Below are 24,991 nucleotides of genomic sequence, written 5' to 3' on the forward strand. Positions count from 1 at the left end.
TCCCTGTCGTTTCTTGTGGCCCTTGGGAGCTTACCAAAGGCTGTTATTTCTTCGCTCGTATCAGTCCAAAGCCTTGATCAGCTTTTCCGCCGTGGCCGGGTTCAACGCCATCGGAATGTCGTAGACGCTGCCAAGCCGCGTCAGCGCCTTGACATCCACATCATGCGGAAGCGGCGACAGCGGGTCGATGAAGAAGATCAGCACTTCAACGGTGCCTTCGGCTATCATCGCGCCGATCTGCTGATCGCCGCCGAGCGGGCCGCTTTTGACGCGCTGGATCGTCAGGGAAGGGCAGGCTTCGAGGATCAGCCCGCCGGTCGTGCCCGTGGCGACGATATCGAAACGCGACAGCGCCTTTTCATGCGCGCGCGCAAAGGCGACCATGTCGTCTTTCTTCAAATCGTGGGCGATCAATGCGATCCGCAGGCGCTCTGTCATGAAGTTGATAACCTTGTCATTCGGCTCTAAATCGTTTTAAACCTATAGCTGAGGCATAGGCTGGTGAAAAGAGGGCTTAGAGAAAATGCCCCGCCGTCAAGCGTCGGGGCATGATAGTTGTTTACTGCACCCCATAGGTCACTTCGGCGACCGAATTGGGAGCCGGACCATCCAGCACAGCGGCACATGCCTTTGGAAGATCGGATACCATGACGGGGCGGGGCTTCTTCGGCGGTTCCTTCGATGGCTTGGCTGGCTTCCACGGCTCATCGGTAAACCACCATGCAAGTGACTTGTCGCAACCGTCGCCAGCGGCCACCTTGGGCTGCGACTTGCATTGCGGCGAGCCGGGCTGGCAGGTCAGGCGCACATGGAAATGGTAGAAGTGCCCCCAATAGGGGCGAACCTTGCCAAGCCAGCTTCGGTCGCCGGTCACCGTATCGCAAAGCTGCTTCTTGATGCCGGGATGCACGAAGATCCGTTCCACTTCCGGATAGCTCGCGGCATGTTTGATCAGCGCCGTGCGGGCAGGGGTCCATTTCTTTTGATCGACGTAAAGCGAATCCCCTTTCAGCATCGACACAGCGGAAACGCTTTCGCGTTCGGCATCGGTGAAGCGCTTCTTAGGCATCGGCGTCAGCCAGATATCGGCGTCGAGGCCGACCTGATGCGAGGCGTGTCCGGTCAGCATCGGGCCGCCGCGCGGCTGCGAAATATCGCCGACAAGCAGTCCCGGCCAGCCATCCTTGGCAGCATCGCGGGAGAGTTTTTCCAGAAGACCGATCATACGCGGATGGCCCCAGCGGCGATTGCGCGACAGGCGCATCACCTGCCAGTTCGGGCCGTCTGTCGGCAGCGCGACAGCGCCCGCAAGGCAGCCCTTGGCATAAAATCCGATCGATTGTGGCGATTGCGCCAGCACGGGCAGCTTTTCCGCACCGAATGCCTGCTTGGCGGGCCTATCATCCGCCATGGCCACGGGCACGAAATCGGGCGCGATCATCGCCGCCAACGAGGCGACGAGGACAAATTTCTTCAGTTTGTTTGCGATCATGGGGCAATTCCATGGTTTGCCAAAGGGTGCTGCGATTGCGAATCAAACAGCGAAACTGCGGGCATTATGCTGTGTGAAATGCTGGCCAGCAATGCCGGTCGGCGGTTTGTGACAACCGACCGGCTTTTCGATCAGCTCCGTTGCAACCTTGCAAGCATGGTCAGGACCACAAGGGGCATGACGGTGCAGAACGCGATCAGCGGCCATGCCGTGTCGCCGGGCAGCAAAATGACGAGGACCGTTCCCGCCTGACTGACCATCAGGCTCTGTATGCAGAAGTAAAGCGCGACAGCCATGCCCGCACTGTCGTCAAAGGCCGCCAAAGCACCGTTTGCCGTCATGGATGCTGTCAAAACAATGCCGATGGCCCCCAGCCACATCGGCGCTATCAGGCTGGCGAAGGATGGCAGCAGCAGCTGTTCGGTGAGGAGCAAAGCCAGCGCGCTGGCAAGGAGCACGACCATGCCCAGCGCCACGCTTTTGCGCACACCCCATTTCCGCGTGTGACGCGACAGGAGGCGCGTGGCGGCAATCATGACAAGGGCAACGCTTGCAAATGCTAGGCTGAATTCCGTTTCCCCGTAGCCGCCTTTTTCGATCAGAATGCGCGGCGCCGTGGAAAAGAAAACGAAGAAGGTGCCCATCGCGGTGCCGAAACCCAGCGTGTAAGTCCAGAACGGGAAATCCTTCAATATTTTCAAGGTATTTGCGTTGTTCGCGCCAGTGCCCTCCGGGCGCGTTTCCGGCCAGTGGCGGTAGGCCCGTCCTGTTGCGATAAGGCCAAGTAGACCGAGTGTCATGAAGATCGCGCGCCAGCCGAAACCGCTGGCGATCAGTGCACCAGCAATGGGGCCAATCGCCGGAACGAAGGACAGCATGGCACTGAAAAGGCCGTAGATCGTCGCGCCTTCCGGGCGGTTGGCATAGACGTCGCGCACCGTGGCAAAAGTTGCGACAAGTGCTGCCGACGCGCCGACAGACTGGGTGAACCGCAAGGCGACGAAAAGCGTGGCGCTATCAGTCGCTGCCAGCGCGAAGGAAGAAAGCGCAAAGACGACCCCGCCGCCAAGCAGCACCGGCTTGCGCCCGATGCGGTCCGACAATGGGCCGAAGATGAGTTGCCCGACGCCCAGCATCACCATGTAGAAACTGAGTGTCAGTTGCACCATGGAAGGCGTCGTTTGCAGAATTGCGGGCATGGAGGGCACCACCGGCAGGTAGATATCCATGGCCAGCGAGGCAAGAATGTCGAAGGGAGCCATCAGCGCAAGCGCGAATGGCAAGGTGAAGCTCCAGGATGGAGTTTTCTGAGGATCAAATGGCATGACAAAGCATCCGCTCGAAGACAATCGGGCGGCAATCTGCCTGCAATGGAAGAAATTGGTCCGGAACAGATGCCGCAACAGGTTGGAAAAGCTGTTGCGGCTTATTTATCTGCTGACTTGCTGTTACCCATCGTTCTTGTCCCGGTTTGAAATTTGTATCAGCGCTTTTACCCGAAGGTGCGCGCGCATGCAATCAGCGCCAGTTTTCGTCGCGCCACATGGCCGAAAAGGCGGTTCTGTAGTCGGGATAAGCGAAGGAATAGCCCAGCGCTTCAATACGCTTATTGGAGACGCGCTTGTTCTCACCATAGAAGGAGCGCGCCATCGGTGTCAGTTCTGCTTCTTCGAACGCCACTTCCGGCGGCGGCGTGACGCCCATCAGCTCCGCTGCATAGGCAACGACATCCTGCGGCGGCGATGGCTCATTGTCGGTAATGTTGAAAATACCGCCCGTATCGGTGCCCGCGAGAAAGCGCAAAGCGCCCGCAATGTCTTCCACATGGATGCGGTTGAAAACCTGATCCTGCTTGACGAGACGTCGCGCCGTGCCACGCTCCAGATTGACGAAAGCATTGCGACCGGGACCGTAAATGCCCGACAGCCGCAGAATAGCCAGCGGCGTTCCATGCCGCTCGCTCAATTCTGTCCAGGCCTGCTCCGCCTCGACGCGTTCTAGGCTGCGGCGCGAAACCGGCTTGCAGGGCGTGGTTTCATCCACCCAAGCGCCCTTGTGATCGCCATAAACGCCGACGGTGGAGAGATAGCCGATCCAGCGAATCGTATTGTCTGGGCGGCGCAGCGCTTCCTCGACCCATGCGAGCGTCGGGTCGCCCGCTTCGCCGGGCGCAATTGAGATCACCACATGGGTTGCCCTGGCAAGCCGTTCCAGAAGGTCGGGCGAGGGCGTTTCACCATCGAACAAGACCGGCGCAATGCCGGATTTCTCAAGGATCGGGAATTTCTGTTCATGACGGGTGGTTCCGTCGATGCGCTCTGTTTCTCCCGTCATCCGCTTGGCAAAGGCTTGCGCCGAATATCCGGCCCCGAACAGGAAAATGCGCATATCAGACTGTCTCCGTATTCCACTCTTCCTGCACCGTAGCATCCTCCTCCGTGGAGGCCAGACGTTTTTGCAAGGCATCGACATGGCCCGGCTCGGCCAGTTGCTTCAAGGCCCAGACTGCGGCACCGCGTACGACAGGTGCGGCATCGCCAAGCAGCGCTTCGATCTGTGGCAAAAGCGTTGTATCGCCGGAATTGCCCGCCGCGATCAGCACATTGCGGATGAAGCGGTCGCGCCCGATCCGCTTGACCGGCGAGCCGGAAAAAAGCGCGCGAAACGCCGGATCGTCGAGCGCCAGCAGGTCGCTGAGACGGGGCGCTTTCAGATCGTCGCGCGCCTTCAGCTTCATTTCGCTGGTTGCCTGCGCAAATTTGTTCCACGGGCAGACCGAAAGGCAGTCGTCGCAACCATAGATGCGGTTGCCCATCACCTTGCGGAACTCCGCCGGAATGGGCCCCTTGTTCTCGATGGTGAGATAGGAAATGCAGCGGCCTGCATTGATGCGATAGGGTGCTGGAAAGGCCCTGGTCGGGCAGGCGTCGAGACAAGCGCGGCAGGAGCCGCAATGATCCCGGTCTGGCTCATCTGGCGGGATTTCCGCCGTGGTGAAGATCGAGCCGAGAAACAGCCATGACCCCAGTTTGCGGCTGACCAGATTGGTGTGTTTGCCCTGCCAGCCAAGCCCTGCGGCTTCCGCCAGCGGCTTTTCCATGACGGGGGCGGTATCGACAAAGACTTTGACATCCTGCCCGGCCCGCGCGGCAAAGCGGCTGGCCACATGCTTCAGCTTGCCCTTGATGATGTCGTGATAATCGCGGTTCTGCGCATAGACCGATATGGCCGCGCGATCCTTCTGGTCGAGGATAGCCAGCGGGTCGGTGTCCGGCCCGTAATTCATGGCCAGCATCATGATGGAGCGCACTTCGGGCCACAGCACGCCGGGATTGGCGCGGCGCTCTTCGGTCTCTTCCATCCAGAGCATATCGGCGTGATGGCCGTCGGCAATATATTGCCGCAGGCGTTCAGGCGCCTGCGGGATAGCATCGGGCGTGGTGAAGGCGACGGCGTCGAACCCCACGGCTTTGGCTTCTTCGATGAGGAAGCGCTTCAGCTTTTCTGTTTTCGAATTAGAAGTCGAGGTCGCCATAATGGGCCACCGGGGCAAGCCCGCGCACGCGATCAGACAGAAGCGGGCGGAAAGCGGGACGCGACTTCATGCGCGCATACCAGTCGCGCGCCGCGCGCGTTTCGCCCCATTCGATTTCGCCGAGATAATCCAGCACGGAAACTGCCGCTGCCGCCGCCATATCGGCATAGCTTGGATGCGCGCCTGCCAGCCAGTCGCGGGTGGCGGCCAGCCAGTCGATATATTTCATATGCTGGCGGATATTGGTGCGGGCTGCGCGGATCGCGGTCGAATCCGGTGCACTGCCACCCATTTCAGCCGCCATCTGCAATTTATAAACGCGCTCGCGGGTGATGTGGCGCGTGACTTCGTTTTCGAATTTCAGCAGGAACCAGTCTACCAGACGGCGCACTTCGGCGCGCTCCATCGGGCTTTCCGGCAAAAGGCGACGGTTGCGCTTCAATGCGCCGCGTGTCTCATCGAGATATTCGGCAATCACCGTTGCGCCCACGACCGGCAGGTCGTTTTCCGCCAGCAGCACCGGCAAAGTGGCGGCAGGATTCAGCGCCAGGAATTCCTTGCGGCGCGACCACGGCCTCTCCTCGATCAGTTCCGCTTCCACGCCATATTCGCCGAGGATAAGCCGCACATAACGCGAGCCTGAAGACATGGGATGATGAAACAGCGTAAGCATGATCGACGCGGTACTCTCGACTGACACAGCTTGAATTGAACGTCCGGAGATTGGCATGGCGTTTGCGCATGCAGCAGGCTATTTCTGCTGCCAAGCGATTCGGCGCCGCCTCAACGGAATATAAAGTCTATAAGACCTATGTTTGCGGGAGACAAGCAATCGCTGGACGTGCTCGTTTTCACCTCAACACCCGCAATCGCGGGCCAGTTCAGATGCCTCCATTGTGCTCATCATTCTAAGGTACTGACTTCATGGATATTTTTAATCTGCTGGAAGCCGCGTTTCTCGGTCTGATCGAAGGTTTGACCGAATTTATCCCGGTTTCCTCTACGGGGCATTTGTTGCTGGTCGGGCATTTTCTGGGCTTTGAATCCACAGGAAAGACGTTCGAGGTGCTGATCCAGCTCGGCGCTATTCTGGCCATTCTGACCGTTTATTCGGCGAAATTGCTCAAGCTTCTGGCGGATTTTCCGCGGGACGCACGCACGCGGCGTTTTGTTTTCGGTATCCTGATCGCCTTCCTGCCCGCCGCTGTCATTGGCGCGCTGGCGCATGGCTTCATCAAAAGTGTGCTTTTCGAAACGCCGATGCTGGTCTGCATCATGCTGATCCTCGGCGGTCTGATCCTTCTCTGGGTAGATCAGCTCAATTTGCGCCCGCGCTATCATGATGTGATGGATTATCCGCTGCCGATGTGTCTCGCCATCGGTTTTATCCAGTGCCTCGCCATGATCCCCGGCGTATCGCGTTCGGGTTCCACGATTGTCGGCTCGCTGCTGCTCGGCGCCGACAAGCGCTCGGCTGCTGAATTCTCGTTCTTCCTCGCCATGCCCACCATGGCCGGTGCCTTCGCCTATGATCTTTACAAGAGCCGCGACATGCTCACGGTCAATGATGGCGCGTTGATCGGCGTCGGCTTCGTGATGGCCTTCATTTCGGGCGTGTTCGTCGTGCGCTACCTGCTCGATTATGTCTCGCGTCACGGCTTCAAACTATTTGCCTGGTGGCGCCTGATTGTCGGCTCGGCTGGTCTTGCCGCACTCCTCATTTGGGGATGAGCAAAAGAAAAGGGGCCGTGAGGCCCCTTATTCATTTCCGACTATCGATATCTCACGCAAAACCGGTCTTGGTATACTGACCGGCCACGCGATAGCGCCAGAGATAGGCGGGCAGAATGGCGTCGACGCCTTCCGGGGTAATGCCCATGCCCTGCAATGTACGACCTTCCTTGATGGCGGCTTGCGAAACCACATTGTCGGATTTCAACAGCCGTATCTGATCCTTGGTGATCGGCGGATTCGGCAGCACGCTGAGAACGGTCGCCTGAAGACCGGCAGCCCACCATGGCAGCGAAATGAGGATGCGCTTGCGGTCGATGACGCGCAGCATGTCCTTCATCCAGTTCTTGAACGGTTGCACATCCGGGCCGCCGAGTTCGTAGATGCCGCCCGGCATCAGCTTGCCATCGACGGCGCGGGCAACAGCTTCCGCCACGTCGCCGACATAGACCGGCTGGAGCTTCGTTTCGCCGCCGCCGATGACCGGCAGGAAGGGCGAGAAGCGCGCCATATTGGCGAAGCGGTTGAAGAAGCGATCCTCGTGACCGAAAATGATCGACGGACGCAGGATAACGCTTTCCGGCAGCACGGAAAGCACGGCGTTTTCGCCTTCAGCCTTGGTGCGCGCATAGTCCGAAGCCGAGTTTACATCGGCAGCGAGCGACGAAATGTGGGTCATCGGAATACCGGCGGCCTTGGCGGCTTCGGCGATGTTCTTCGCGCCCAGCACCTGAACCGTGTTGAAACGCTGGCGACCGCCTTCGGCCAGAATGCCGACCAGGTTCACGACATGGTCGGAACCCTTGACGACCAGATCGACCGAAGCGCGATGGCGGACATTGGCCTGCACCATCTGGATCTGCCCGACATTGCCGAGCGGCGCCATGTAATAAGCCACTTCGGGCTTGCGCACGGCAACGCGCACACGATAGCCACGCTTGGTGAGACTTGCTACGACCGCGCGTCCGACAAAGCCGGAGCCGCCGAAAACGGTGACCAGTTTCGGCCTGTTGTGGACTTCGTTCGGTTCGGTCTTCATCCTAAACTCCTGCATGAAAGCCAGTTGCGCCGCTTGTGAGCAGCAGCCGCAATGTGTCTGTATTGCCGGTGATTTATCGCCTTTTTGCCACAAGGCAAAGGGGACTTGTTGTCACGATCATGATAGCAGGGCTTTTTCCCGCAATTAAAGCGCAATAGAGCTTTGAGATTTCGCTGCTTGCTGTTAAATCGCGCGCATGAGCACACCACTTGACCATATTCGCAATTTTTCGATCGTCGCCCATATCGATCATGGCAAATCGACGCTGGCCGACCGCCTCATTCAGTTGACGGGCGGTCTGGATACGCGCGAGATGAAGGATCAGGTTCTCGACTCGATGGATATCGAGCGCGAGCGCGGCATCACCATCAAGGCGCAGACCGTTCGTCTCAGCTATAAGGCGAAGAACGGCGAAGATTATGTGCTGAACCTGATCGACACCCCCGGACATGTCGACTTCGCCTATGAAGTCTCGCGTTCGCTGGCGGCATGCGAAGGTTCGCTTCTGGTGGTGGATGCTTCCCAGGGCGTGGAAGCGCAGACGCTGGCCAATGTCTACCAGGCCATCGACAACAACCATGAAATCGTGGTCGTGCTGAACAAGATCGATCTGCCCGCTGCCGAGCCTGAGCGCGTCAAGGAGCAGATCGAGGAAGTGATCGGCATCGATGCGTCGCAGGCCGTTCATATTTCCGCCAAGACCGGCCTCGGCATCGAAGATGTGCTGGAAGCCATCGTCACCCAGCTTCCAGCACCGAAGGAAGGCGATCGCAATGCACCGCTCAAGGCGATGCTGGTCGACAGCTGGTACGATTCCTATCTCGGCGTCATCGTTCTGGTGCGCGTCATCGACGGCGTGCTAAAAAAGGGCCAGACCATCCGCATGATGGGCACGGGCGCGAAATATCCGGTGGAACGCACCGGTGTCTTCACGCCGAAAATGGTGCAGATGGACGAACTCGGCCCCGGCGAGCTTGGCTTCATCACCGCTTCCATCAAGGAAGTGGCCGATACGCGCGTCGGCGATACGATCACCGAAGATCGCCGCCCGACCGAGAAAATGCTGCCCGGCTTCAAGCCTGCGCAGCCGGTGGTGTTCTGCGGCCTGTTCCCGGTCGATGCGGCGGATTTCGAAGATCTGCGCGGTGCCATGGGTAAGCTGCGCCTCAACGATGCTTCGTTCTCGTTCGAAATGGAAACCTCCGCAGCGCTGGGGTTCGGTTTCCGTTGCGGTTTCCTCGGCCTGCTGCATCTCGAAATCATTCAGGAACGCCTTGAGCGCGAGTTCAATCTCGACCTCATCACGACCGCACCTTCGGTTGTCTATCGGCTGAACATGATCGACGGGTCGCAGAAGGAGCTGCACAACCCCGCCGACATGCCGGATGTGGTGAAAATTTCGGCCATCCAAGAGCCGTGGATCAAGGCCACGATCATGACGCCGGATGATTATCTCGGCGCGATCATGAAGCTCTGTCAGGAACGTCGTGGCATTCAGGTGGACCTTACCTATGTTGGACCGCGCGCCATGATCACCTACGAACTGCCGCTCAATGAAGTGGTGTTCGATTTCTACGACCGCCTGAAGTCGATCTCGAAGGGGTATGCCTCGTTCGATTATAACCTCTCGGAATATCGCGAGGGCGATCTGGTCAAGATGTCGATCCTCGTCAACGAAGAGCCGGTCGATGCGCTGTCGATGCTGGTGCACCGTTCGGCTGCAGAAAAGCGTGGCCGCGCGCTTTGCGAGAAGCTGAAAGAGCTGATCCCGCAGCACATGTTCAAGATTCCGATTCAGGCAGCGATTGGCGGTCGCATCGTGGCGCGCGAGACCATCTCGGCGCTGCGCAAGGACGTGACGGCCAAGTGCTACGGCGGCGACGTGACGCGTAAGCGCAAACTTCTGGAAAAGCAGAAGGAAGGCAAGAAGCGCATGCGCCAGTTCGGCAAGGTCGAAATCCCGCAGGAGGCCTTCATTCAGGCGCTCAAGATGGGCGATGATTGATTGCCTGCCTTTGCGGGCAGGCAAGTGCGCGCTTTAATGCAAGAACGGTGGTGTTGGATGGTCGCCAGTATCGTAAGGCTTTCCATCACCGCCTTCGTTTAAGTCAGTAATAATTTTATCGACTTTCTTAATTAGCAGAATTCCAAGTCCTTGTATTTTTGGATCGGGTTCGCCTAGCCGAATGAGCCGCTTTGACCTTAGGCAAAGAACGGCAAGATCATCGGGCTTGTTCACTGTATATAGCGCCGGGAATACAGATAATACCGCTCTGACAAGATGATCATCGAGTGCTGGCCGGGCAGTATTCCAAATATGGACCGCAGCAACCTTGTCATCAGTAATCAAACTGAAGTTTGGTTTAAATGTCAGTTTAAACAGAGATTTAGGGCTGTTGTAGATAACGTTGTTGGCCATCACAAACTGCGCTGGGTATTCATTCTTCCATTTTATAAACGCTTGAAGACCGGTTCGAGCCGAATCTCTCTCTGATGCTTTTTTAATATCTTTGAGGCGTTCAATGACCGCCCTTGGATCAGCGTTATTCAGCGCCAACTCTGCACAAAGTCTCCGAACGCTTCCGTGAAAGTCGTAGCCTCCTCCGTCACTAGGATTCAGGCGCTTGCGAATTTCTGTCTTTTGAGGTTTTTCGTTTAAGTGTAGAATTTTAAGAAATGAAGAAATTCCGAAATTGGGCATGAGTGCTCCGTTCTAATATAGATATAATAATAATATAGGGGTGAATTTTACATATTAAAGAGGCTATATTTATATTAAATAGTTCTAATATGTGATATACTAACAGGAGTAAGATTCTAATTGAAGTTAAGCAAGGTGAGATAAGCAGTGTCCGCAAATCCCCGCATCTCCATCACCTACTGCACCCAATGCAATTGGCTGTTGCGCGCTGCTTGGATGGCGCAGGAGCTGTTGCAGACTTTCGGGCAGGATCTGGCGGAAGTCGCATTGCGTCCGGGCACTGGCGGGGTTTTTGAAATCCGGGTGCTGATGCCCGATGGCAACGAGGAACTCATCTGGGAACGCAAGCGCGATGGTGGCTTTCCGGAAGCCAAGGTTCTGAAACAGCGCGTGCGCGATCTCGTCTGGCCGGAACGCGATCTCGGTCATTCAGATCGGCCAGTTAATTCGTGAGGGGATTTTTACCCGATCCTTCGATGAACTCAGGATGAGGTGTCGCTTTGCTCCGCACCTCAGGATGAGGGCGGCGGCGGCACCTCTATTGTAAGCTTCCCTCGTCCTTCGAGACGGTGCTTCGCACCTCCTCAGGATGAGGGAAAACACGGTCAGTCCTCATCCACCACGCGCAGGCGCATTTGGGTAGGCGCGCTTTCCGCCGGTCTTGGCTGCGGGCGTGGCGTTTCCTCGGCTGGCTTTTCGCCAAATTCCAGCGCTTCGATTTTCGCGCCGCGCCGGGTAACCTTGTTGGACGACACCAGAATATCGTCAATATCCTTGTTGGCCTGCACAAAGTGGGTTTGCAGCTTGCGCACACGTTCGTCCAAACGGCCCACATCTTCAATCAGGCGGATCACTTCGCCCTGAATGACATGCGCCTGTTCGCGCATGCGGGCGTCTTTCAGGATTGCCTGAATAACCTGAATGGACAGCATCAGCAGCGATGGCGAGACGATCACGATCCGCGCCCGGTGCGCGCGCTGGATGAGCGCTTCGAAATGCTCGTGAATATCGGCGAAGATCGACTCTGACGGCACGAACAGAAACGCCGTGTCCTGCGTTTCGCCGGTAATCAGATATTTGTCGGAAACATCCTTGATATGGATTTCCATGTCACGGCGGAACTGCGCGACGGCAGCTTTGCGGGCGTCCGGATGTTCCGTCTCGCGTATGGCGTTCCATGCTTCGAGCGGGAATTTGGCGTCGATCACCAGTGACGGCGCTTTATTGGGCATGCGCACGAGGCAGTCGGGGCGGGTGCCGTTGGACAGCGTCGCCTGAAATTCATAAGCGCCTTGCGGCAGGCCGTCAGCGATGATCGCTTCCATGCGTGACTGGCCGAATGCGCCGCGCGTCTGCTTGTTGGCGAGGATCGCCTGCAACTGCACCACCTGTCCGGCGAGCGACTGGATATTGTTCTGCGCCGTGTCGATGACGGCAAGGCGCTCCTGCAACTTGGCGAGGTTCTCATGCGTCGAGCGCGTCTGCTCGGTCATGGTCTGGCCGATGCGATGCGTCATGCCGTCGAGCCGTTCGCGGATCGACTGGTTCAACTCCGCCTGCCGCGAGCCGAAAACCTCCGCCATGGTCTGCATGCGGCCCTGCATCTCTGCCTGTGCCTTCAGGATTTCCGCCATGCGATATTCGGCATCGCGGGCGCGGTCTTCGGCCTGCACTTCGGCAACGGCACGCAGGCGCGCAGAGCGCGACACGGTGATCAGGAAAATGACTAGGCAAAGCACGACCACCACGATGCCAGCCAGAAGAATATCTCCCAGCGTGAGCGATGTGGCACCAAGCTGCAAAAGCGGCTCATTCAGGAGGTTCTGGTTTTCCATGCAACAAGCTTAGCTGATTCGTACTGCCTTGAAGAGATCAAAACGAGAACATTTTGCAAAGCACAATTGACGATTCTGTCTCAAGCGATTACGTGAAGCGCATGTCAGTAAAACCGCTTGTCATCCTTCCCGATCCTGTGTTGCGCCTGGTTTCCAAGCCAGTGGAGCGCTTTGACGATCAGCTGCGCAAATTTGCCGGCGATATGTTCGACACCATGTATGACGCGCCGGGCATCGGCCTTGCCGCCATTCAGGTGGGCGAGCCGATCCGTATGCTCGTCATCGACCTTGCCAAGGAAGGCGAGGAAAAAGCGCCGCATGTCTTCGTCAATCCCGAGATTGTCGGTGTGACGGATGAAGTCAGCACCTATGAAGAAGGCTGCCTGTCCATTCCGGATTATTATGCGGAAGTGGAACGGCCAGCCGCCATTCAGGTCAAATATTTCGATGCCGATGGCAAGCCACATGCGATGGAAGCCGATGGGCTGATGGCCACCTGCCTGCAGCACGAGATCGATCATCTCAATGGCGTGCTTTTCATTGATCATATTTCAAAGCTGAAGCGCGATATGGTCATCAAAAAGTTCAAGAAGCTCGCCAGCCAGCGGGCGTCGAAGAAGGTTCTTTAATGCGTATCGTCTTCATGGGCACGCCGGATTTTTCCGTGCCGATCCTGACCGCTATTATCGGGCAGGGCTATGATGTGGTCGCGGTCTATTCGCAGCCACCGCGTCCGGCAGGGCGCAGAGGGCTGGAGCTGACCAAGTCGCCTGTCCATGAAAAGGCCGAGCAGTTCGGCATTCCCGTCTTCACGCCGAAGAGCCTCAAGGGCGCGGAAGAACAGGACGTCTTTGCGAGCCTTGAAGCCGATGTCGCCATCGTTGTGGCCTATGGGCTGTTGCTGCCGAAGGCCATTGTCGATGCGCCGCGGCTCGGCTGCTATAACGGCCATGCCTCGCTTCTGCCGCGCTGGCGCGGTGCAGCGCCTATCCAGCGGGCCATCATGTCGGGCGATAGCGAAACCGGCATGATGATCATGAAGATGGACGAGGGGCTCGATACGGGCCCGGTCGCCATGGCCGAAAAGGTGGCGATCACGCCGGATATGACGGCGGGCGAATTGCATGATCGCCTGAGCATGATCGGCGCCGATCTGATGGTGCGGGCGCTGGGAGCGCTCGAGCGCGAAAGTCTGGCCTTGCAGCCGCAGGCCGAAGAAGGCGTTACCTATGCCGCCAAGATCGACAAGGCCGAAGCGCGCATTGACTGGTCGAAGCCAGCGAAGGACGTGCATAACGCCATTCGCGGCCTTGCGCCTTTTCCGGGTGCTTGGTGCGAAATGGAAATCAACGGTGCGGTCGAACGGGTAAAGCTTCAGCGCTCGACGCTGGCCGAAGGTTCCGGTGCGCCGGGTACGGTGCTGGACGACCGGCTGACAATTGCCTGTGGCGAGGGCGCGGTGCGGCTCGTCACTTTGCAGCGCTCGGGCGGCAAGTCTTTGCCTGCGCAGGAATTCCTGCGCGGCGCAACGGTTACGAAGGTTTTGTAGGCCCGTGCCGCGCTACAGACTTCTGGTCGAATATGACGGCACGCCCTATGCGGGCTGGCAGCGTCAGGAAAACGGCCACACGGTTCAGGGCGCTATTGAGCAGGCGTTCAAGAAATTCTGCGGTGAAGATCTGGCGTTAAGTGCTGCGGGCCGCACCGATGCGGGCGTTCACGCGACGGCGCAGGTTGCGCATGTCGATCTGACGAAGGATTGGGGCGCGGGCAAGGTGCGCGATGCGGTCAATGCGCATCTGGTCATGGCCAATGAGCGCGTAAGCATCCTCAATGTCGAGAAGACGACCGAGAGTTTCGATGCGCGTTTTTCCGCGCAGGGACGACATTATCTCTATCGCTTCCACAATCGTCGTGCCCCGCTGGCCGTCGATTATCAGCGCGCCTGGTGGGTGCAAAAACGCCTCGACCACGAGGCGATGCATGAAGCAGCGCAGCTGCTTCTGGGTGAACATGATTTCACCACGTTTCGTGCTACGCAATGCCAGGCCAAAAGCCCGGTCAAGACGCTTGATCGGCTCGACATCACGCGCCATGGCGAGATCATCGAAATGCGCGTTTCGGCGCGCTCTTTCCTGCATAATCAGGTGCGATCCTTCGCGGGCAGCCTGATGGAAGTGGGCGTCGGTCGCTGGACGGCGGATGATTTGCAGGCGGCGCTTGAAGCAAGAGACCGCAAGGCCTGCGGACAGGTCGCGCCACCTTACGGTCTCTATCTGATCGGCGTCGATTACGCGTTTCCGTTTTAGAGCGGCTCCGTTAAAACGGAATCGTGAAACCGCTCTATCTATTTGTTTTTACGCATTATCCTGCGTATCGAAGCGGGATCAGAAATCAGTCCAGTGAACTGATTTCCCCGCGTAGGCGCTTCGCACTTTTGCTGGAAATGCTCTAATAAGCATGCGGGTCGAAGCCGATGCCGAAAATCTGCTGAAGCAGCACGGTAAGGAACAGCGACCCGAAGAAGACGCAGGCGAAGAATGGCGCGACAAACGCGTGCTGGCGTTGTAGCGCCACATGGGTCAGCCGATAGCTCAGCACAATCGAAGCGCCGAACATGATCAGCGCGAACAGCGTCGCCACATCGAAGCGCCCGGGAAAAAACAGCTGTAACAGCGTGATCGGCGCAAAGAGCCAAGCCAGCAACGCGCTGCCCCAGTTGGTGGCGATCACATAGGCTGCATAGCGTTTGACGATACCGATCCGCTTGGCCAGCATGCCGATGATGGCCAGTGGTACCATCCACGCCGCCACATCGACGAAGGCGGCCCGCAGCACGATGGCAAAGCGGATGCCCGCTTCCTCGCGTCCGGCGGTGAGGTCGGCGGCATAGGCCACCCAGCTGGCAAAAAGCGGCGGCAGAGCCACCGCTATTGCGAAAAACGAAGACCAGAACCCCTCGGCGGTTATATCGAGATAATCGAGACCGTCGCGGCGACCGAGCATCATTTTCCAGACGCCCCGAAAATATCTGAAAATATCGTCCAGGCTCGGCATGAAGAACCTTATTTACCCAAAGAAGTCAGCGATGAAGCGCTCATAAATCTGTGTCAGTCCTTCGAGGTCGGCAAGGGCCACACGTTCATCGACCATATGCATGGTCTGGCCGACAAGGCCGAACTCCACCACCGGGCAATAATCCTTGATGAAGCGCGCATCGGACGTGCCGCCGGACGTCGACAGTTCCGGTCGCTTGCCAGTCACGGCCTCGACGGAAGCGGTCAGCGTGCCGATCAGCTTTTCATCGCGGGTCAGGAACACATGGCTTGGGCTTTCGCGCCATGTCAGTTCATAGCTGATCGGCGTGTCGCGGCCCGGACGCAGGCGATTGTCGCGCGCTGCCTTTGCGAGGCGCGCGCTGATCTCGGCCTGCAGGCTTTCCGCGGTCCATGTGTCGTTGAAACGGATATTGAACGAAGCCGTTGCCTTGTTCGGAATGACATTGGTGGCCTTGTTGCCAACATCAATGGTGGTGACTTCCAGATTGCTGGCCTGAAAATCCGCCGTGCCCTCATCGAAGGCGGGGTAAAGCAGGCTGTCCACCAGCGTGGTGATGCCGCGCACCGGATTTTCCGCCAGATGCGGATAGGCCGCATGGCCCTGCACGCCCTGAACGGTGATCGTGCCGGAAAGCGAACCGCGACGACCGATCTTGATCATATCGCCAAGCGTGTTGGGATTGGTCGGTTCGCCGACGATGGATGCGTCCCAGCTTTCGCCGCGTTGCTTTGCCCAGTCGAGCAGTTTCACCGTTCCATTGACTGCCGGGCCTTCTTCGTCACCGGTGATCAGGAAGGAGACGCTACCCTTGAGGCTGCCGTGCTTTTCGATATGGCGTGCCACAGCGGCAACGAAACAGGCAACGCCGCCTTTCATGTCTACAGCGCCGCGCCCATACATGATGCCGTTTTCGATGGCGGCTGAGAAGGGCGGGTGCTTCCAGTCGTTTTCATCGCCGGGCGGCACCACATCCGTATGACCGGCAAACATCAGATGCGGCCCATTACCGGATTTGCGCGCATAGAGATTTTCGATGTCGGGCGTGCCCTCTTCGCTGAAGACGGGGCGTTCGACGGAAAAGCCCAATGGCTTCAGCATCGCTTCGAGCGCCGTCAGCGCGCCGCCTTCGGCAGGCGTTACGGATGGGCAGCGGATCAGGGCGGCAAGATTTTCGGCGGGATTGACTGAAAGGCTCATGATGTCGGCTTCTTACTCAAGAATCGTCTGTTGTGTGAGACTAGATCGGGATGCGTCCGGATGGAACCACAAACCTTGGCTCTGACCATGGCAGAAAATTCACTCTTCACGCGCTTTTCCAACCTGGTTGCAATTTGGGAACGAAATTTCCTTGACCGGATGGCCCCTGTCATCGTTAGTTAAAAAAGAGTTGATAACGAGACCCGGGAAACGGGCCGGTCAGCGGGAACTTTTTTCAAAATGGGAAACTGTGTATGCGTTTAATCACCACAACTGTAGCAGGCATGATGGCGCTCTTCGGAGCAACGATGGTTCCAGCCAAGGCTGCACAGTGGAGTGAAGCGGGCGGACTGACAAGCATCCCTTACGGACACAAAGACTATTGCGGGCGCAATCCACGCGATTGCCGCAGCCATAGTGTATTGCCCCCGATGCAGCTGACACCGCAGCGCCTGAAGCTTTTGCAAAGCGTAAGCAGCTCCGTCAATCACCGTATCAAGCCGGTTTCCGATCAGGATAATTACGGCAAGCGCGACTACTGGACCATGCCGGTCAACGGCAAGGGCGATTGCGAGGATTATGTTCTGATGAAGCGCGCGCAGCTGATGGCGCGCGGCATCAGTGCCTCGCAGCTTCTGATTACCATGGTGCAGGGTAGCGAGGCGCATATCGTGCTGACCGCCCGCACCGATCATGGCGATTATATTCTCGACAATATGCGTGACGAGGTTCTGCCGCTCGAGAAGACGTCCTATCGTTATATCAAGATGCAGTCGCCTTCCAATTCCGGCCAGTGGGTTTCCATCGCCGGACGTTCGGTTGCCGTTGCCAATAATTGAACGTTGCCGGAGAGCTCGCTGAGCCTCTCGCAATGAGAGCCGTCGCTGAAGCCGCATCTTTGATGCGGCTTTTTGTTTGCGGGGTTTGCGGTGGATCAAGCCGTCTTTTACCGGCCCCGTTAAAGATTGGGAGCATTCGTACGAACCGGTCTGATGCGGAAGGACAATGCCTTGCTTCATTAAAAATCGCTCATTGTTCACGTTTATTATACAATAAGCTCAAACACACTGTTCGAGATTGGTGAACAAATTAAGGGCTGTAACACGGCCGTGATGGAGAAATCGTAATCCATCATTTTGTTTTTAATTATTTTTTTTGTATTAATTGCAACGATTGTGGCGGGCGATGTGCACAAATCTGTGAAGTTTTTAAAATTTTCGTGACTGGAACTTTTCCCCATTGTTACCCATTTGGGATGTATCGGAACGACGAATTCATACGCCGCTCCATTTTGTTAGGAGATAGAAAATGAAGAAGCTTGTTCTTACCGCTGCTGCCCTTGCCCTGAGTGCCGGTGCTGCTTTCGCTGAAAACCCACGCGTAGGCGAACCTGAAAATCTCTATGCAAATGACCGTACCCCGGTCGCATCGCAGTCCGTTGATTATACCGCGCCCGCAGCGATCAGCGCTCCGGTTTATCGCGATGGTTCTGCCAACCGTTTTGGCGATGCGAACCAGGGCTAATGGCTCTCCGGAGCTATAGCCCGCCCGGTTCTGATGGAGCGGGATCTTTCAAAACACCCGCTTTGCATGTCGTCCCAAAGGTGTCGCCGGTGCAGGTTTTGAAGATCTGCCGGACACCGGAAGGGAAAGCCTCGAAGGCTTAGTCCAACTTGAAAGTCCCTGTTGCCTGAAACAAGGCTTCGAACGGCCAGATGCCGATGATGGGACAACATGATGCGAAGGAATAGGAAAATGAAAAAGCTCGCTCTTGCCGCCCTTGCTGTCGCTCTAAGCGCTGGTGCAGCCTATGCCGAAAATCCTTATGTCGGCATGCCGGAGTCCCAGGTTATACAGGAGAAGGCCTTCAAGACCCCGAATACGGGTCCGCTCTTCGGCACGAAGGGTGATGTCGATTACACCGCAACGGCGACCATTCGCCAGTCGACTCCGGTTTATCATGATGGTTCGGCCAACCGCTTCGGTGATGCTTCGCCTTCCAGCTATGAAAATTAATGCCCCGGTAGCTTAGCAATCTCCCCGGAGGATGGCTGCGAGGCCTCCCCGGACCACGGCCCGGACCAGAGGCTTTGCGCCATCCGAAGGGGCGACCCATCTTGAAGCGCAAATGCTGAAATAAAAAAAGGCGAAGCACCAGCTTCGCCTTCTTGCTTTGTATTAGTCGCGCATCAGTCGCGCAGCAATTCATTGATCGAGGTCTTCGAGCGGGTCTTTTCATCGACGCGCTTGACGATCACGGCGCAATAGAGGCTCGGGCCCCAGTTTTCACCGGGTACGTTCTTGCCGGGCATGGTGCCGGCGACGACGACCGAATAAGGCGGGACTTCGCCATAGAAGACTTCGCCTGTGGCGCGATCGACGATCTTGGTCGATTTGCCGATGAAGACGCCCATGCCGAGCACCGAGCCTTCACGCACGATGCAGCCTTCCACGACTTCCGAACGTGCGCCGATGAAGCAATTGTCTTCGATGATGGTCGGTCCGGCCTGCATCGGTTCCAGGACACCGCCAATGCCGACGCCGCCGGAGAGATGCACATTCTTGCCGATCTGCGCACAGGAGCCGACGGTTGCCCAGGTGTCGACCATGGTGCCTTCATCGACATATGCGCCGAGATTGACGAAGGACGGCATCAGGATGGCGTTCGGCGCGATATAGGCCGAGTGGCGCACGACGCAGTTCGGCACGGCGCGGAAACCGGCCTTTTCGAATTCATTCGCAGTCCAGCCGTCGAACTTGGACGGCACCTTGTCCCACCAGGATGACTGGCCGGGGCCGCCCTTGATGACTTCCATCGGGTTGAGACGGAAGGAGAGCAATACTGCTTTCTTCAGCCATTGGTTGACTTGCCAGTTGCCGTCCGCCTGTTTTTCTGCGACACGGGCCTCGCCGCGATCGAGCAGGATAAGCGACTGTTCGACGGCATCGCGGATTTCGCCACGGGTTGCCGTGCTGATACCGTCGCGCTCGTCAAAAGCCTTGTCGATGGTCTTTTCGAGGGAGGCGAGGTCTGGCTTGGTCATGGGGTGCAGTCTCCGTGAATGGGCAGCGGATGGCAGGCCGGTAGGTGATCCGGCCGATTGTCATGAAAGTGATTAAGCGAAGGCGCCAAATGGGTCAATCATGATCACGGCGCAATTGCGCGCTCTTGATCTCATTCTCGAACAATGTCTGACATGTTTGAGACAGATTAAACATTTGGCCTGAGAATGAGTTTGGTAACAGGTTTTAAGGAGCAGGTGAGAAGCATGAACCCGATGGAGAAGTCTGGCTGGACGCCTTTCCCGAATTCCGAGGAAGCGATCAAGCAGGCAAAAACCGTACCGCAAACGCCCCAGACGGAAGCGCCTGCCTATCGCCTTGCTTTCACGGATGACGATTTTCTGACGCGTCGCGACTTGCGCCCCGTGCGCCTGCAACTTGAACTGCTCAAGCCGGAGCTGATCCTTGCCGACCGCGGCATCAAATCGACGGTGGTGATGTTCGGCGGCGCGCGCATTCCAGAGCCGGGTGGCGAGGCATGGGCGGCCAAGAACGAGGTGCAGAAAAAGAATCTCGAAGCCAATTCGCATTATTACGAGGAAGCGCGTAAATTCGCGCGGATTTGCTCAGAATATTCGGCCACGACCTATTATCGCGAATTCATCGTGGTGACGGGCGGCGGACCGGGCGTGATGGAAGCAGGCAATCGCGGTGCCGCCGACGTCGGTGCACCGACCATCGGCCTCAATATCGTGCTGCCGCATGAACAGGCACCGAACCCTTATGTGACGCCGGAGCTCTGCTTCAACTTCCATTATTTCGCGATCCGCAAGATGCACTTCCTGATGCGCGCAAAGGCGATCTGCGTGTTTCCGGGCGGCTTTGGCACAATGGACGAACTATTCGAGGCGATGACGCTGATCCAGACCAACCGTATGGAACGCATGCCGCTGATCCTGTTCGGCAAGGAGTTCTGGACCAAGGCGATCAATATCGAATTTCTGGCCGAGCAGGGTACAATCTCGCCAGCCGATATCGAGCTTCTGAATTTTGTCGAAACGGCGGACGAAGCCTGGGAGCAAATCAAGGATTTTTACAAGCTCTGATCGAAGGTTAGACAGAGTTTTAAGGCAAATAGAAGGCCCGATCTGTTTTCAGGTTGGGCCTTTTTGTAATGAAAGAATGCTGCCGTAGATGTGTATATTATTTAAAAGTAATTATAAATAATAATCATATGTTCTAATATGGAACAATTGATATTGCTGGAGTTAAAAATAAATTTATAATAAAAATACATGGTTTTGTGAGGGGTATCATGTATTCTAATATTATAATTAAAGGATCTATTCCCGTAACATATCCTATTTGTATTTAAGAGGTCGCAATGGAAGCGATCCTTAAGAATGTTTCCGGGTTGCTGCTCGGGATGATGGTCTTTGTTTGCCCGGCGCATGCCGCTGATGTGAAACAATCGGGTCTGCCGCTTGATTTCGGTGCGCTTGCTGGCGATGCCTTCGCCACTGCCGTGTCTGCGAATGGGGCGGTCATAGCGGGCAGGGCGCAGACATCCGGTGGCATTTCGGCGGTATCGTGGGCCGGGGGGATCGCCACGCCGACCGTCCTTTCTGTGACGGGCGGCAGCAATTCCGTCGTCAATGCCGTCTCGGCGGATGGCACATTCATTATCGGGCGGGCGACGATTGGCGCTGCGCAACACGCTGTGTCGTGGGCGGATGGCGCGACAATGGCCACCGACCTTGGAACGCTGGGGGGCGATTTTTCAGATGCTGTTGCCTTGTCCGCTGACGGCAGCATCATTGTCGGCAATTCCACAACGTCGGATGGCAAGAACCGGGCAGTGAAGTGGACGAACGGTGTAACATCTCCAGTCGATCTTGGAACGCTCAACAACAACACATCCTATGCCAAGGCCGTTTCCGCCGATGGGATGGTAATTGTCGGTTATGCGGAATATGCGCCCAATGTTTCTCATGCCGTGTCCTGGATGAACGGGGCGCTGACGCCGACCGATTTGGGAACGCTTGGTGGTGCAACGTCGACCGCAAATGTCGTATCCGCGAACGGGCGCGTCATCGCAGGACAGTCGGAGACGAGCAACGGAGAACTCCACGCCGCGTCATGGACTGATGGTGCCTTGTCGCCGTCTGATCTCGGCACGCTTGGCGGCTACTATTCTGATGTTCTCACCCTGTCAGCTGACGGTTCCGTGCTTGCGGGCGTATCCAACAATGAGTTCGGCGAATTCCGTGCGGTATCCTGGCGGAACGGCGCGACCACGCCGACCGATCTTGGCACGCTCGGCGGGTATTCATCCGACGTTGCGTCTATCTCGGCTGACGGTTCAATCATCGTCGGGTCTTCGACCACAACGGAGGGCAATTCCCGCGCGGTTTACTGGGCAAATGGCGCCACCGTACCAACCGATCTCGGCACACTTGGCGGTGTGTCGTCGACGGCCATGGCCATGTCGGCTGATGGCACGGTCGTGGTGGGCACCTCGACGCTGGCATCCGGAGTGTCGCATGCGGCAGTCTGGAAACTGCTGATTTCGTCTCCGCCGGTGACGACACCAAAGCCCGATCCAGACCCGGGCGAGACGGGGCCGCCGCCTGTTACCGGAACGCCAACACCGGAGCCGGGTTCGGGCGGAACCGAGCCTGAAACCCCAGGGTCGGAAACCGGGTCCGGTTCTCAGCCGGGATCGCCACCCGATGGGCAAAATCCTCCGCCATCGGTTACCGAAACGCCTGCGCGAGAGACCGGCGCGGGAGGTTCCGAACAGGAGGCACCGGCGGCAGAAACCGGGTCGCCGCCGATACAATCGGTCGCCGTTGATGTGACCAACACGGCGAAAACTGTTGCTGCGCTGGCCGGGGATACATTTTCGGTGATGGAATCGCAGCGTGGAAAACTGGGGCGCTTGCAACGCTCTTGCGACGTCGCAAAGGCGGGGGAGAGCTGCTACTCGCTGTCAGCGGATATCGGGCGTTCGGGCGAGACCACCGATGCGCTTGACTGGATTTCCATGGCGCATGCCTTTACCGATAATTTTCTGGCGGGCATCACCGTGGCGCATTCTTTTTGGCGCGATATGCCGGATAGTTTCGACCGGGATAATGACAATATTGGCGGCGGTTTCTATGCCCGCTGGCGTGCGCCGACGACGACGGGCCACTGGTATCTGCAAGGTTCGGTTGCCGCCAGTCGCTACGATGTCGAGCGCACGCGGCAGATGCTGGATTATACCGAGGCTGGCATGGGCGAGAGCACGATCAAAGGCTGGGGTGCGTCGCTGGAAGCCGGGCGCTCGCATGAACTCTCCAGCGGTGCCGTCTTCGGCTATTATGCCGGACTGCGTTACAGCGATCTGAAGATGGACGGTTATACGGAAACCAACGCTTATTTCCCGTTCACCTATTCGGCTGTGAAGTCGCGCCGCACTGCGGTCTATCTCGGGGCAAACTATGCCATGCCGTTAAGCGACAAGGTGCGGTGGCTGATCAATGCAGAGATCGAACAAGACATCGCGCATGATGATCCGAGCGTGACGGCAAGTGCCGATTATATCGGGGCGCTCAGCTTCGATGCTGATGTGGCGCATACGCGTGGCAGCCTGTCGACCACTTTATCCTATGCGTTCAGCGAGGTTTTAAGTGTGGGCGTGACGCCTTATCTCGCGCGCACCGTAAACCGGGATATGGCCTATGGTGCGAGCATCGATGTTACGGGCAGATTCTAACCGGGAGGCAGGGGCTATGCTTCCGCCTTTTCCGGAACGGGAGACCGAGTGTCCTCCTCTCCCTGATAGGGGCGAGGGCGATGAACCAGCGTGACCAGCACCACCGAGATGATCATCAGAAGATACCATGAGCCGAGCTTGCCGAGCGAAACCGGCACCCAGCCATTGTGCTGGTTGGGGTAGAGCCAGGCCTTCGACCATGTGCCGATATTTTCCGCAAACCAGATGAACAGCGAGGTCAGCAGGAAGGCGACGAGCAGAGGCATTTTGTGCCGAAAACGAAACACGCGATAATGCATGCTGGTGCGCCAGAACAAGGCGAATGTCAGCGCAAACAGCGGCCAGCGAATATCCCAGATGAAATGATGGGCGAAGAAATTGACATAGATCGCGGCTGCCAGCACCAGCGTTGTCCAGAGCGGCGGATAATGGTTCAGTCTGATATCGAAGATGCGGTTGATGCGCGCCATATAGGAGCCGACCGCCGCATACATGAAGCCTGAAAACAGCGGTACGCCGCCAATACGGAAGAAGTTTTCTTCAGGATAGACCCACGAACCCGCATGGGTCTTGAACACTTCCATCGCCGTGCCGACGACATGAAAAATCAGGATGACCTTGGCTTCCTCCCATGCCTCCAGCTTGAAGACGAGCATGGCAAGCTGGATGGCGACAGCGGAAAGGAACAGAAAGTCATAGCGGGTGACGATACTGGCGATACCGCCGATGCCGCTTTCCGGCCAAAGCCAGCGGGTGAGGATGATAAGGCCGAGCATGGCACCGCCGAACAGGCATGCCCATGCCTGTTTCAGCCCGAAGACCAGAAATTCGATCAGCCCGTCGGTCAGGTGATTGCGCGGCAGCCGGTCGAGGACGCGGTGGGCCGCCGCATCGATTGATTTTTCGAGGCCGGTAAAATGCCTATCTGCCTGCAATAATTTGTTCCAGAAATTGGGTCAGGTTATCCGTCACATAATCGACCTGATCGGTAAATTCCGGGTCGCTTTCCCATATTTCCGAGAAGGTCGGCTCAAAATTATTCGGCACCACCAGCACGGTTTTCATGCCAAGCGCTTTCGGCACGACGAGATTGCGCGCCAGATCTTCAAACATCACGGCCTTGCCAGCATCGACGCCGAAAGCGCCGAGGAAGCGGTCATAGGTGACGCGTTCAGGTTTTGGCATCAGCCCCGCAGCAACAATGTCGAAGATATCGTCGAAATTATCCAGAATGCCGAGCTGGCGCGCCGCGCGTTCCGCATGGCCGCGATCGCCATTGGTGAAGATGAAGCGACGGCCCGGCAGCGACTTGATCGCTTCGCCGAGCGCCGGATCGGGCTTCAGCCAGCTATAGTCGATATCGTGAACCTTTTGCAGAAAGTCGTCCGGGTCGATCTGGTGGCATTCCATCAGGCCTTTCAGCGTGGTGCCATAGTCGAGATAGAACTGTTTCTGGATGCGGCGAGCTTCCTCGCGTGGCAATTGCAGCAGGTTTTCGACATAGCTCGTCATCTTCACGTCGATCTGCGAGAATAGATTGGCGGCGTGGGGATAGAGCGTGTTGTCGAGATCGAACACCCACTCAGTGACGTGCTCAAAGGCTGGGGTGAAGGCCGAAGGATTGGAACTATTGGTCAT

The 24,991-nt window shown here is 57.3% G+C and carries 25 protein-coding genes; 11 read left to right on the top strand and 14 right to left on the bottom strand.

Annotated elements, in window-relative coordinates; translation table 11 throughout:
- Positions 1 to 60 precede the first annotated feature (60 nt).
- The 6 genes from WIX40_RS16665 to WIX40_RS16690 all read right to left on the bottom strand — a co-directional run bounded on the left by WIX40_RS16665 (position 61) and on the right by WIX40_RS16690 (position 5,700).
- Positions 61 to 438, bottom strand: a complete 378-nt coding sequence (locus tag WIX40_RS16665; RefSeq protein WP_109369659.1) for a methylglyoxal synthase — start codon at positions 436 to 438, stop codon at positions 61 to 63.
- Positions 439 to 559: 121 nt separating this feature from the next.
- Positions 560 to 1,492: a penicillin-insensitive murein endopeptidase gene (mepA, locus tag WIX40_RS16670; RefSeq protein WP_339440726.1), complete on the bottom strand. Its 933-nt coding sequence runs from the start codon at positions 1,490 to 1,492 to the stop codon at positions 560 to 562.
- A 131-nt stretch (positions 1,493 to 1,623) separates the two neighbouring features.
- Positions 1,624 to 2,817 carry a CmlA/FloR family chloramphenicol efflux MFS transporter gene (cml, locus tag WIX40_RS16675; RefSeq protein WP_339440727.1) on the bottom strand — a complete coding sequence of 398 codons (1,194 nt, stop codon included), beginning with the start codon at positions 2,815 to 2,817 and terminating at the stop codon, positions 1,624 to 1,626.
- A 193-nt stretch (positions 2,818 to 3,010) separates the two neighbouring features.
- The gene (locus tag WIX40_RS16680) at positions 3,011 to 3,880 is read right to left on the bottom strand and encodes an SDR family oxidoreductase (RefSeq protein ID WP_339440728.1); all 870 of its coding nucleotides are present in this window, start codon (positions 3,878 to 3,880) and stop codon (positions 3,011 to 3,013) included.
- Between the two features lies 1 nt (position 3,881).
- Positions 3,882 to 5,027 carry a tRNA epoxyqueuosine(34) reductase QueG gene (gene queG, locus WIX40_RS16685; protein WP_339440730.1) on the bottom strand — a complete coding sequence of 382 codons (1,146 nt, stop codon included), beginning with the start codon at positions 5,025 to 5,027 and terminating at the stop codon, positions 3,882 to 3,884.
- A complete protein-coding gene (locus WIX40_RS16690) occupies positions 5,008 to 5,700 on the bottom strand; it encodes a glutathione S-transferase family protein (protein WP_140026149.1) in 693 nt (230 codons plus the stop codon). Before WIX40_RS16690 ends, queG begins: the two co-directional genes overlap by 20 nt.
- A 251-nt stretch (positions 5,701 to 5,951) precedes the next feature.
- On the opposite strand from WIX40_RS16690, the gene WIX40_RS16695 reads away from it, so the two are divergent.
- Positions 5,952 to 6,758: an undecaprenyl-diphosphate phosphatase gene (locus tag WIX40_RS16695; RefSeq protein WP_109369654.1), complete on the top strand. Its 807-nt coding sequence runs from the start codon at positions 5,952 to 5,954 to the stop codon at positions 6,756 to 6,758.
- Positions 6,759 to 6,810: 52 nt separating this feature from the next.
- Here the strand turns inward: WIX40_RS16695 and WIX40_RS16700 are convergent, their stop codons facing one another.
- Positions 6,811 to 7,797, bottom strand: coding sequence for a complex I NDUFA9 subunit family protein (locus WIX40_RS16700; RefSeq protein WP_339440732.1), 987 nt, complete (start codon positions 7,795 to 7,797; stop codon positions 6,811 to 6,813).
- 196 nt (positions 7,798 to 7,993) lie between these two features.
- Here WIX40_RS16700 and lepA point away from each other — a divergent pair, with 196 nt between their 5' ends.
- Positions 7,994 to 9,802, top strand: coding sequence for a translation elongation factor 4 (gene lepA, locus WIX40_RS16705; RefSeq protein WP_339440734.1), 1,809 nt, complete (start codon positions 7,994 to 7,996; stop codon positions 9,800 to 9,802).
- 33 nt (positions 9,803 to 9,835) lie between these two features.
- Here the strand turns inward: lepA and WIX40_RS16710 are convergent, their stop codons facing one another.
- Entirely contained in the window at positions 9,836 to 10,498 is a 663-nt protein-coding gene (locus tag WIX40_RS16710; protein WP_339440735.1) for a hypothetical protein, read from the bottom strand.
- 147 nt (positions 10,499 to 10,645) lie between these two features.
- Between WIX40_RS16710 and WIX40_RS16715 the strand changes: the two genes are divergently transcribed.
- A complete protein-coding gene (locus WIX40_RS16715; RefSeq protein WP_140026145.1) occupies positions 10,646 to 10,951 on the top strand; it encodes an Rdx family protein in 306 nt (101 codons plus the stop codon).
- Between the two features lie 152 nt (positions 10,952 to 11,103).
- Here the strand turns inward: WIX40_RS16715 and WIX40_RS16720 are convergent, their stop codons facing one another.
- Positions 11,104 to 12,333, bottom strand: coding sequence for a DNA recombination protein RmuC (locus WIX40_RS16720; protein WP_339440736.1), 1,230 nt, complete (start codon positions 12,331 to 12,333; stop codon positions 11,104 to 11,106).
- A gap of 101 nt (positions 12,334 to 12,434) precedes the next feature.
- Between WIX40_RS16720 and def the strand changes: the two genes are divergently transcribed.
- The 3 genes from def to truA are packed head-to-tail and all read left to right on the top strand — an operon-like array spanning position 12,435 to position 14,642.
- Positions 12,435 to 12,962 (top strand): peptide deformylase, encoded by a 528-nt coding sequence (gene def, locus WIX40_RS16725; RefSeq protein WP_109370294.1) that lies wholly within the window; start codon positions 12,435 to 12,437, stop codon positions 12,960 to 12,962.
- Positions 12,962 to 13,882: a methionyl-tRNA formyltransferase gene (fmt, locus tag WIX40_RS16730; RefSeq protein WP_339440737.1), complete on the top strand. Its 921-nt coding sequence runs from the start codon at positions 12,962 to 12,964 to the stop codon at positions 13,880 to 13,882. Before def ends, fmt begins: the two co-directional genes overlap by 1 nt.
- 4 nt (positions 13,883 to 13,886) lie before the next feature.
- Positions 13,887 to 14,642: a tRNA pseudouridine(38-40) synthase TruA gene (gene truA, locus WIX40_RS16735; RefSeq protein ID WP_109369647.1), complete on the top strand. Its 756-nt coding sequence runs from the start codon at positions 13,887 to 13,889 to the stop codon at positions 14,640 to 14,642.
- 142 nt (positions 14,643 to 14,784) lie between these two features.
- On the opposite strand, the gene WIX40_RS16740 is transcribed toward truA, so the two are convergent.
- Positions 14,785 to 15,390 (bottom strand): hypothetical protein, encoded by a 606-nt coding sequence (locus tag WIX40_RS16740; protein ID WP_339440738.1) that lies wholly within the window; start codon positions 15,388 to 15,390, stop codon positions 14,785 to 14,787.
- 12 nt (positions 15,391 to 15,402) lie between these two features.
- A complete protein-coding gene (dapE, locus tag WIX40_RS16745) occupies positions 15,403 to 16,590 on the bottom strand; it encodes a succinyl-diaminopimelate desuccinylase (RefSeq protein ID WP_339440739.1) in 1,188 nt (395 codons plus the stop codon).
- Positions 16,591 to 16,877: 287 nt separating this feature from the next.
- Between dapE and WIX40_RS16750 the strand changes: the two genes are divergently transcribed.
- From WIX40_RS16750 to WIX40_RS16760, 3 genes are all read left to right on the top strand, one after another.
- On the top strand, positions 16,878 to 17,429 hold the full coding sequence (locus tag WIX40_RS16750) for a transglutaminase-like cysteine peptidase (protein WP_109370293.1): 552 nt from the start codon (positions 16,878 to 16,880) through the stop codon (positions 17,427 to 17,429).
- A gap of 469 nt (positions 17,430 to 17,898) precedes the next feature.
- The gene (locus tag WIX40_RS16755; RefSeq protein WP_109369644.1) at positions 17,899 to 18,114 is read left to right on the top strand and encodes a hypothetical protein; all 216 of its coding nucleotides are present in this window, start codon (positions 17,899 to 17,901) and stop codon (positions 18,112 to 18,114) included.
- A 231-nt stretch (positions 18,115 to 18,345) separates the two neighbouring features.
- A complete protein-coding gene (locus tag WIX40_RS16760) occupies positions 18,346 to 18,606 on the top strand; it encodes a hypothetical protein (RefSeq protein WP_109369643.1) in 261 nt (86 codons plus the stop codon).
- Between the two features lie 173 nt (positions 18,607 to 18,779).
- On the opposite strand, the gene dapD is transcribed toward WIX40_RS16760, so the two are convergent.
- Positions 18,780 to 19,634, bottom strand: coding sequence for a 2,3,4,5-tetrahydropyridine-2,6-dicarboxylate N-succinyltransferase (gene dapD / locus WIX40_RS16765; RefSeq protein ID WP_109369642.1), 855 nt, complete (start codon positions 19,632 to 19,634; stop codon positions 18,780 to 18,782).
- Positions 19,635 to 19,859: 225 nt separating this feature from the next.
- Between dapD and WIX40_RS16770 the strand changes: the two genes are divergently transcribed.
- Both WIX40_RS16770 and WIX40_RS16775 read left to right on the top strand, forming a co-directional pair.
- Positions 19,860 to 20,699 carry an LOG family protein gene (locus WIX40_RS16770; RefSeq protein WP_109369641.1) on the top strand — a complete coding sequence of 280 codons (840 nt, stop codon included), beginning with the start codon at positions 19,860 to 19,862 and terminating at the stop codon, positions 20,697 to 20,699.
- Positions 20,700 to 20,977: 278 nt separating this feature from the next.
- The gene (locus WIX40_RS16775; RefSeq protein ID WP_339440741.1) at positions 20,978 to 23,353 is read left to right on the top strand and encodes an autotransporter domain-containing protein; all 2,376 of its coding nucleotides are present in this window, start codon (positions 20,978 to 20,980) and stop codon (positions 23,351 to 23,353) included.
- Positions 23,354 to 23,367: 14 nt separating this feature from the next.
- Here WIX40_RS16775 and WIX40_RS16780 read toward each other — a convergent pair whose 3' ends face one another.
- Both WIX40_RS16780 and WIX40_RS16785 read right to left on the bottom strand, forming a co-directional pair.
- Complete coding sequence (locus WIX40_RS16780; protein WP_339440743.1) at positions 23,368 to 24,288, bottom strand: DUF817 domain-containing protein; 921 nt, start codon at positions 24,286 to 24,288, stop codon at positions 23,368 to 23,370.
- Positions 24,275 to 24,991 (bottom strand): pyrimidine 5'-nucleotidase, encoded by a 717-nt coding sequence (locus WIX40_RS16785; RefSeq protein ID WP_339440745.1) that lies wholly within the window; start codon positions 24,989 to 24,991, stop codon positions 24,275 to 24,277. The genes WIX40_RS16780 and WIX40_RS16785 overlap by 14 nt, the downstream gene beginning before the upstream one ends.

The sequence above is a fragment of the Ochrobactrum teleogrylli genome (genome assembly GCF_037482325.1).
GTDB lineage: Bacteria > Pseudomonadota > Alphaproteobacteria > Rhizobiales > Rhizobiaceae > Brucella > Brucella teleogrylli.

Excerpts from the sequence above, each read along its gene's own strand:
- WIX40_RS16680 (WP_339440728.1), bottom strand. The coding sequence starts at position 3,880 with ATGCGCATTTTCCTGTTCGGGGCCGGATATTCGGCGCAAGCCTTTGCC.
- WIX40_RS16785 (WP_339440745.1), bottom strand. The coding sequence starts at position 24,991 with ATGACCAATAGTTCCAATCCTTCGGCCTTCACCCCAGCCTTTGAGCAC.
- WIX40_RS16775 (WP_339440741.1), top strand. The coding sequence starts at position 20,978 with ATGGAAGCGATCCTTAAGAATGTTTCCGGGTTGCTGCTCGGGATGATG.
- WIX40_RS16755 (WP_109369644.1), top strand. The coding sequence starts at position 17,899 with ATGAAGAAGCTTGTTCTTACCGCTGCTGCCCTTGCCCTGAGTGCCGGT.
- WIX40_RS16750 (WP_109370293.1), top strand. The coding sequence starts at position 16,878 with ATGGCGCTCTTCGGAGCAACGATGGTTCCAGCCAAGGCTGCACAGTGG.
- dapE (WP_339440739.1), bottom strand. The coding sequence starts at position 16,590 with ATGAGCCTTTCAGTCAATCCCGCCGAAAATCTTGCCGCCCTGATCCGC.
- WIX40_RS16710 (WP_339440735.1), bottom strand. The coding sequence starts at position 10,498 with ATGCCCAATTTCGGAATTTCTTCATTTCTTAAAATTCTACACTTAAAC.
- lepA (WP_339440734.1), top strand. The coding sequence starts at position 7,994 with ATGAGCACACCACTTGACCATATTCGCAATTTTTCGATCGTCGCCCAT.
- WIX40_RS16770 (WP_109369641.1), top strand. The coding sequence starts at position 19,860 with ATGAACCCGATGGAGAAGTCTGGCTGGACGCCTTTCCCGAATTCCGAG.
- WIX40_RS16665 (WP_109369659.1), bottom strand. The coding sequence starts at position 438 with ATGACAGAGCGCCTGCGGATCGCATTGATCGCCCACGATTTGAAGAAA.
- mepA (WP_339440726.1), bottom strand. The coding sequence starts at position 1,492 with ATGATCGCAAACAAACTGAAGAAATTTGTCCTCGTCGCCTCGTTGGCG.
- fmt (WP_339440737.1), top strand. The coding sequence starts at position 12,962 with ATGCGTATCGTCTTCATGGGCACGCCGGATTTTTCCGTGCCGATCCTG.
- WIX40_RS16760 (WP_109369643.1), top strand. The coding sequence starts at position 18,346 with ATGAAAAAGCTCGCTCTTGCCGCCCTTGCTGTCGCTCTAAGCGCTGGT.
- def (WP_109370294.1), top strand. The coding sequence starts at position 12,435 with ATGTCAGTAAAACCGCTTGTCATCCTTCCCGATCCTGTGTTGCGCCTG.
- cml (WP_339440727.1), bottom strand. The coding sequence starts at position 2,817 with ATGCCATTTGATCCTCAGAAAACTCCATCCTGGAGCTTCACCTTGCCA.
- WIX40_RS16690 (WP_140026149.1), bottom strand. The coding sequence starts at position 5,700 with ATGCTTACGCTGTTTCATCATCCCATGTCTTCAGGCTCGCGTTATGTG.
- WIX40_RS16740 (WP_339440738.1), bottom strand. The coding sequence starts at position 15,390 with ATGCCGAGCCTGGACGATATTTTCAGATATTTTCGGGGCGTCTGGAAA.
- WIX40_RS16695 (WP_109369654.1), top strand. The coding sequence starts at position 5,952 with ATGGATATTTTTAATCTGCTGGAAGCCGCGTTTCTCGGTCTGATCGAA.
- WIX40_RS16720 (WP_339440736.1), bottom strand. The coding sequence starts at position 12,333 with ATGGAAAACCAGAACCTCCTGAATGAGCCGCTTTTGCAGCTTGGTGCC.
- dapD (WP_109369642.1), bottom strand. The coding sequence starts at position 19,634 with ATGACCAAGCCAGACCTCGCCTCCCTCGAAAAGACCATCGACAAGGCT.
- queG (WP_339440730.1), bottom strand. The coding sequence starts at position 5,027 with ATGGCGACCTCGACTTCTAATTCGAAAACAGAAAAGCTGAAGCGCTTC.
- WIX40_RS16700 (WP_339440732.1), bottom strand. The coding sequence starts at position 7,797 with ATGAAGACCGAACCGAACGAAGTCCACAACAGGCCGAAACTGGTCACC.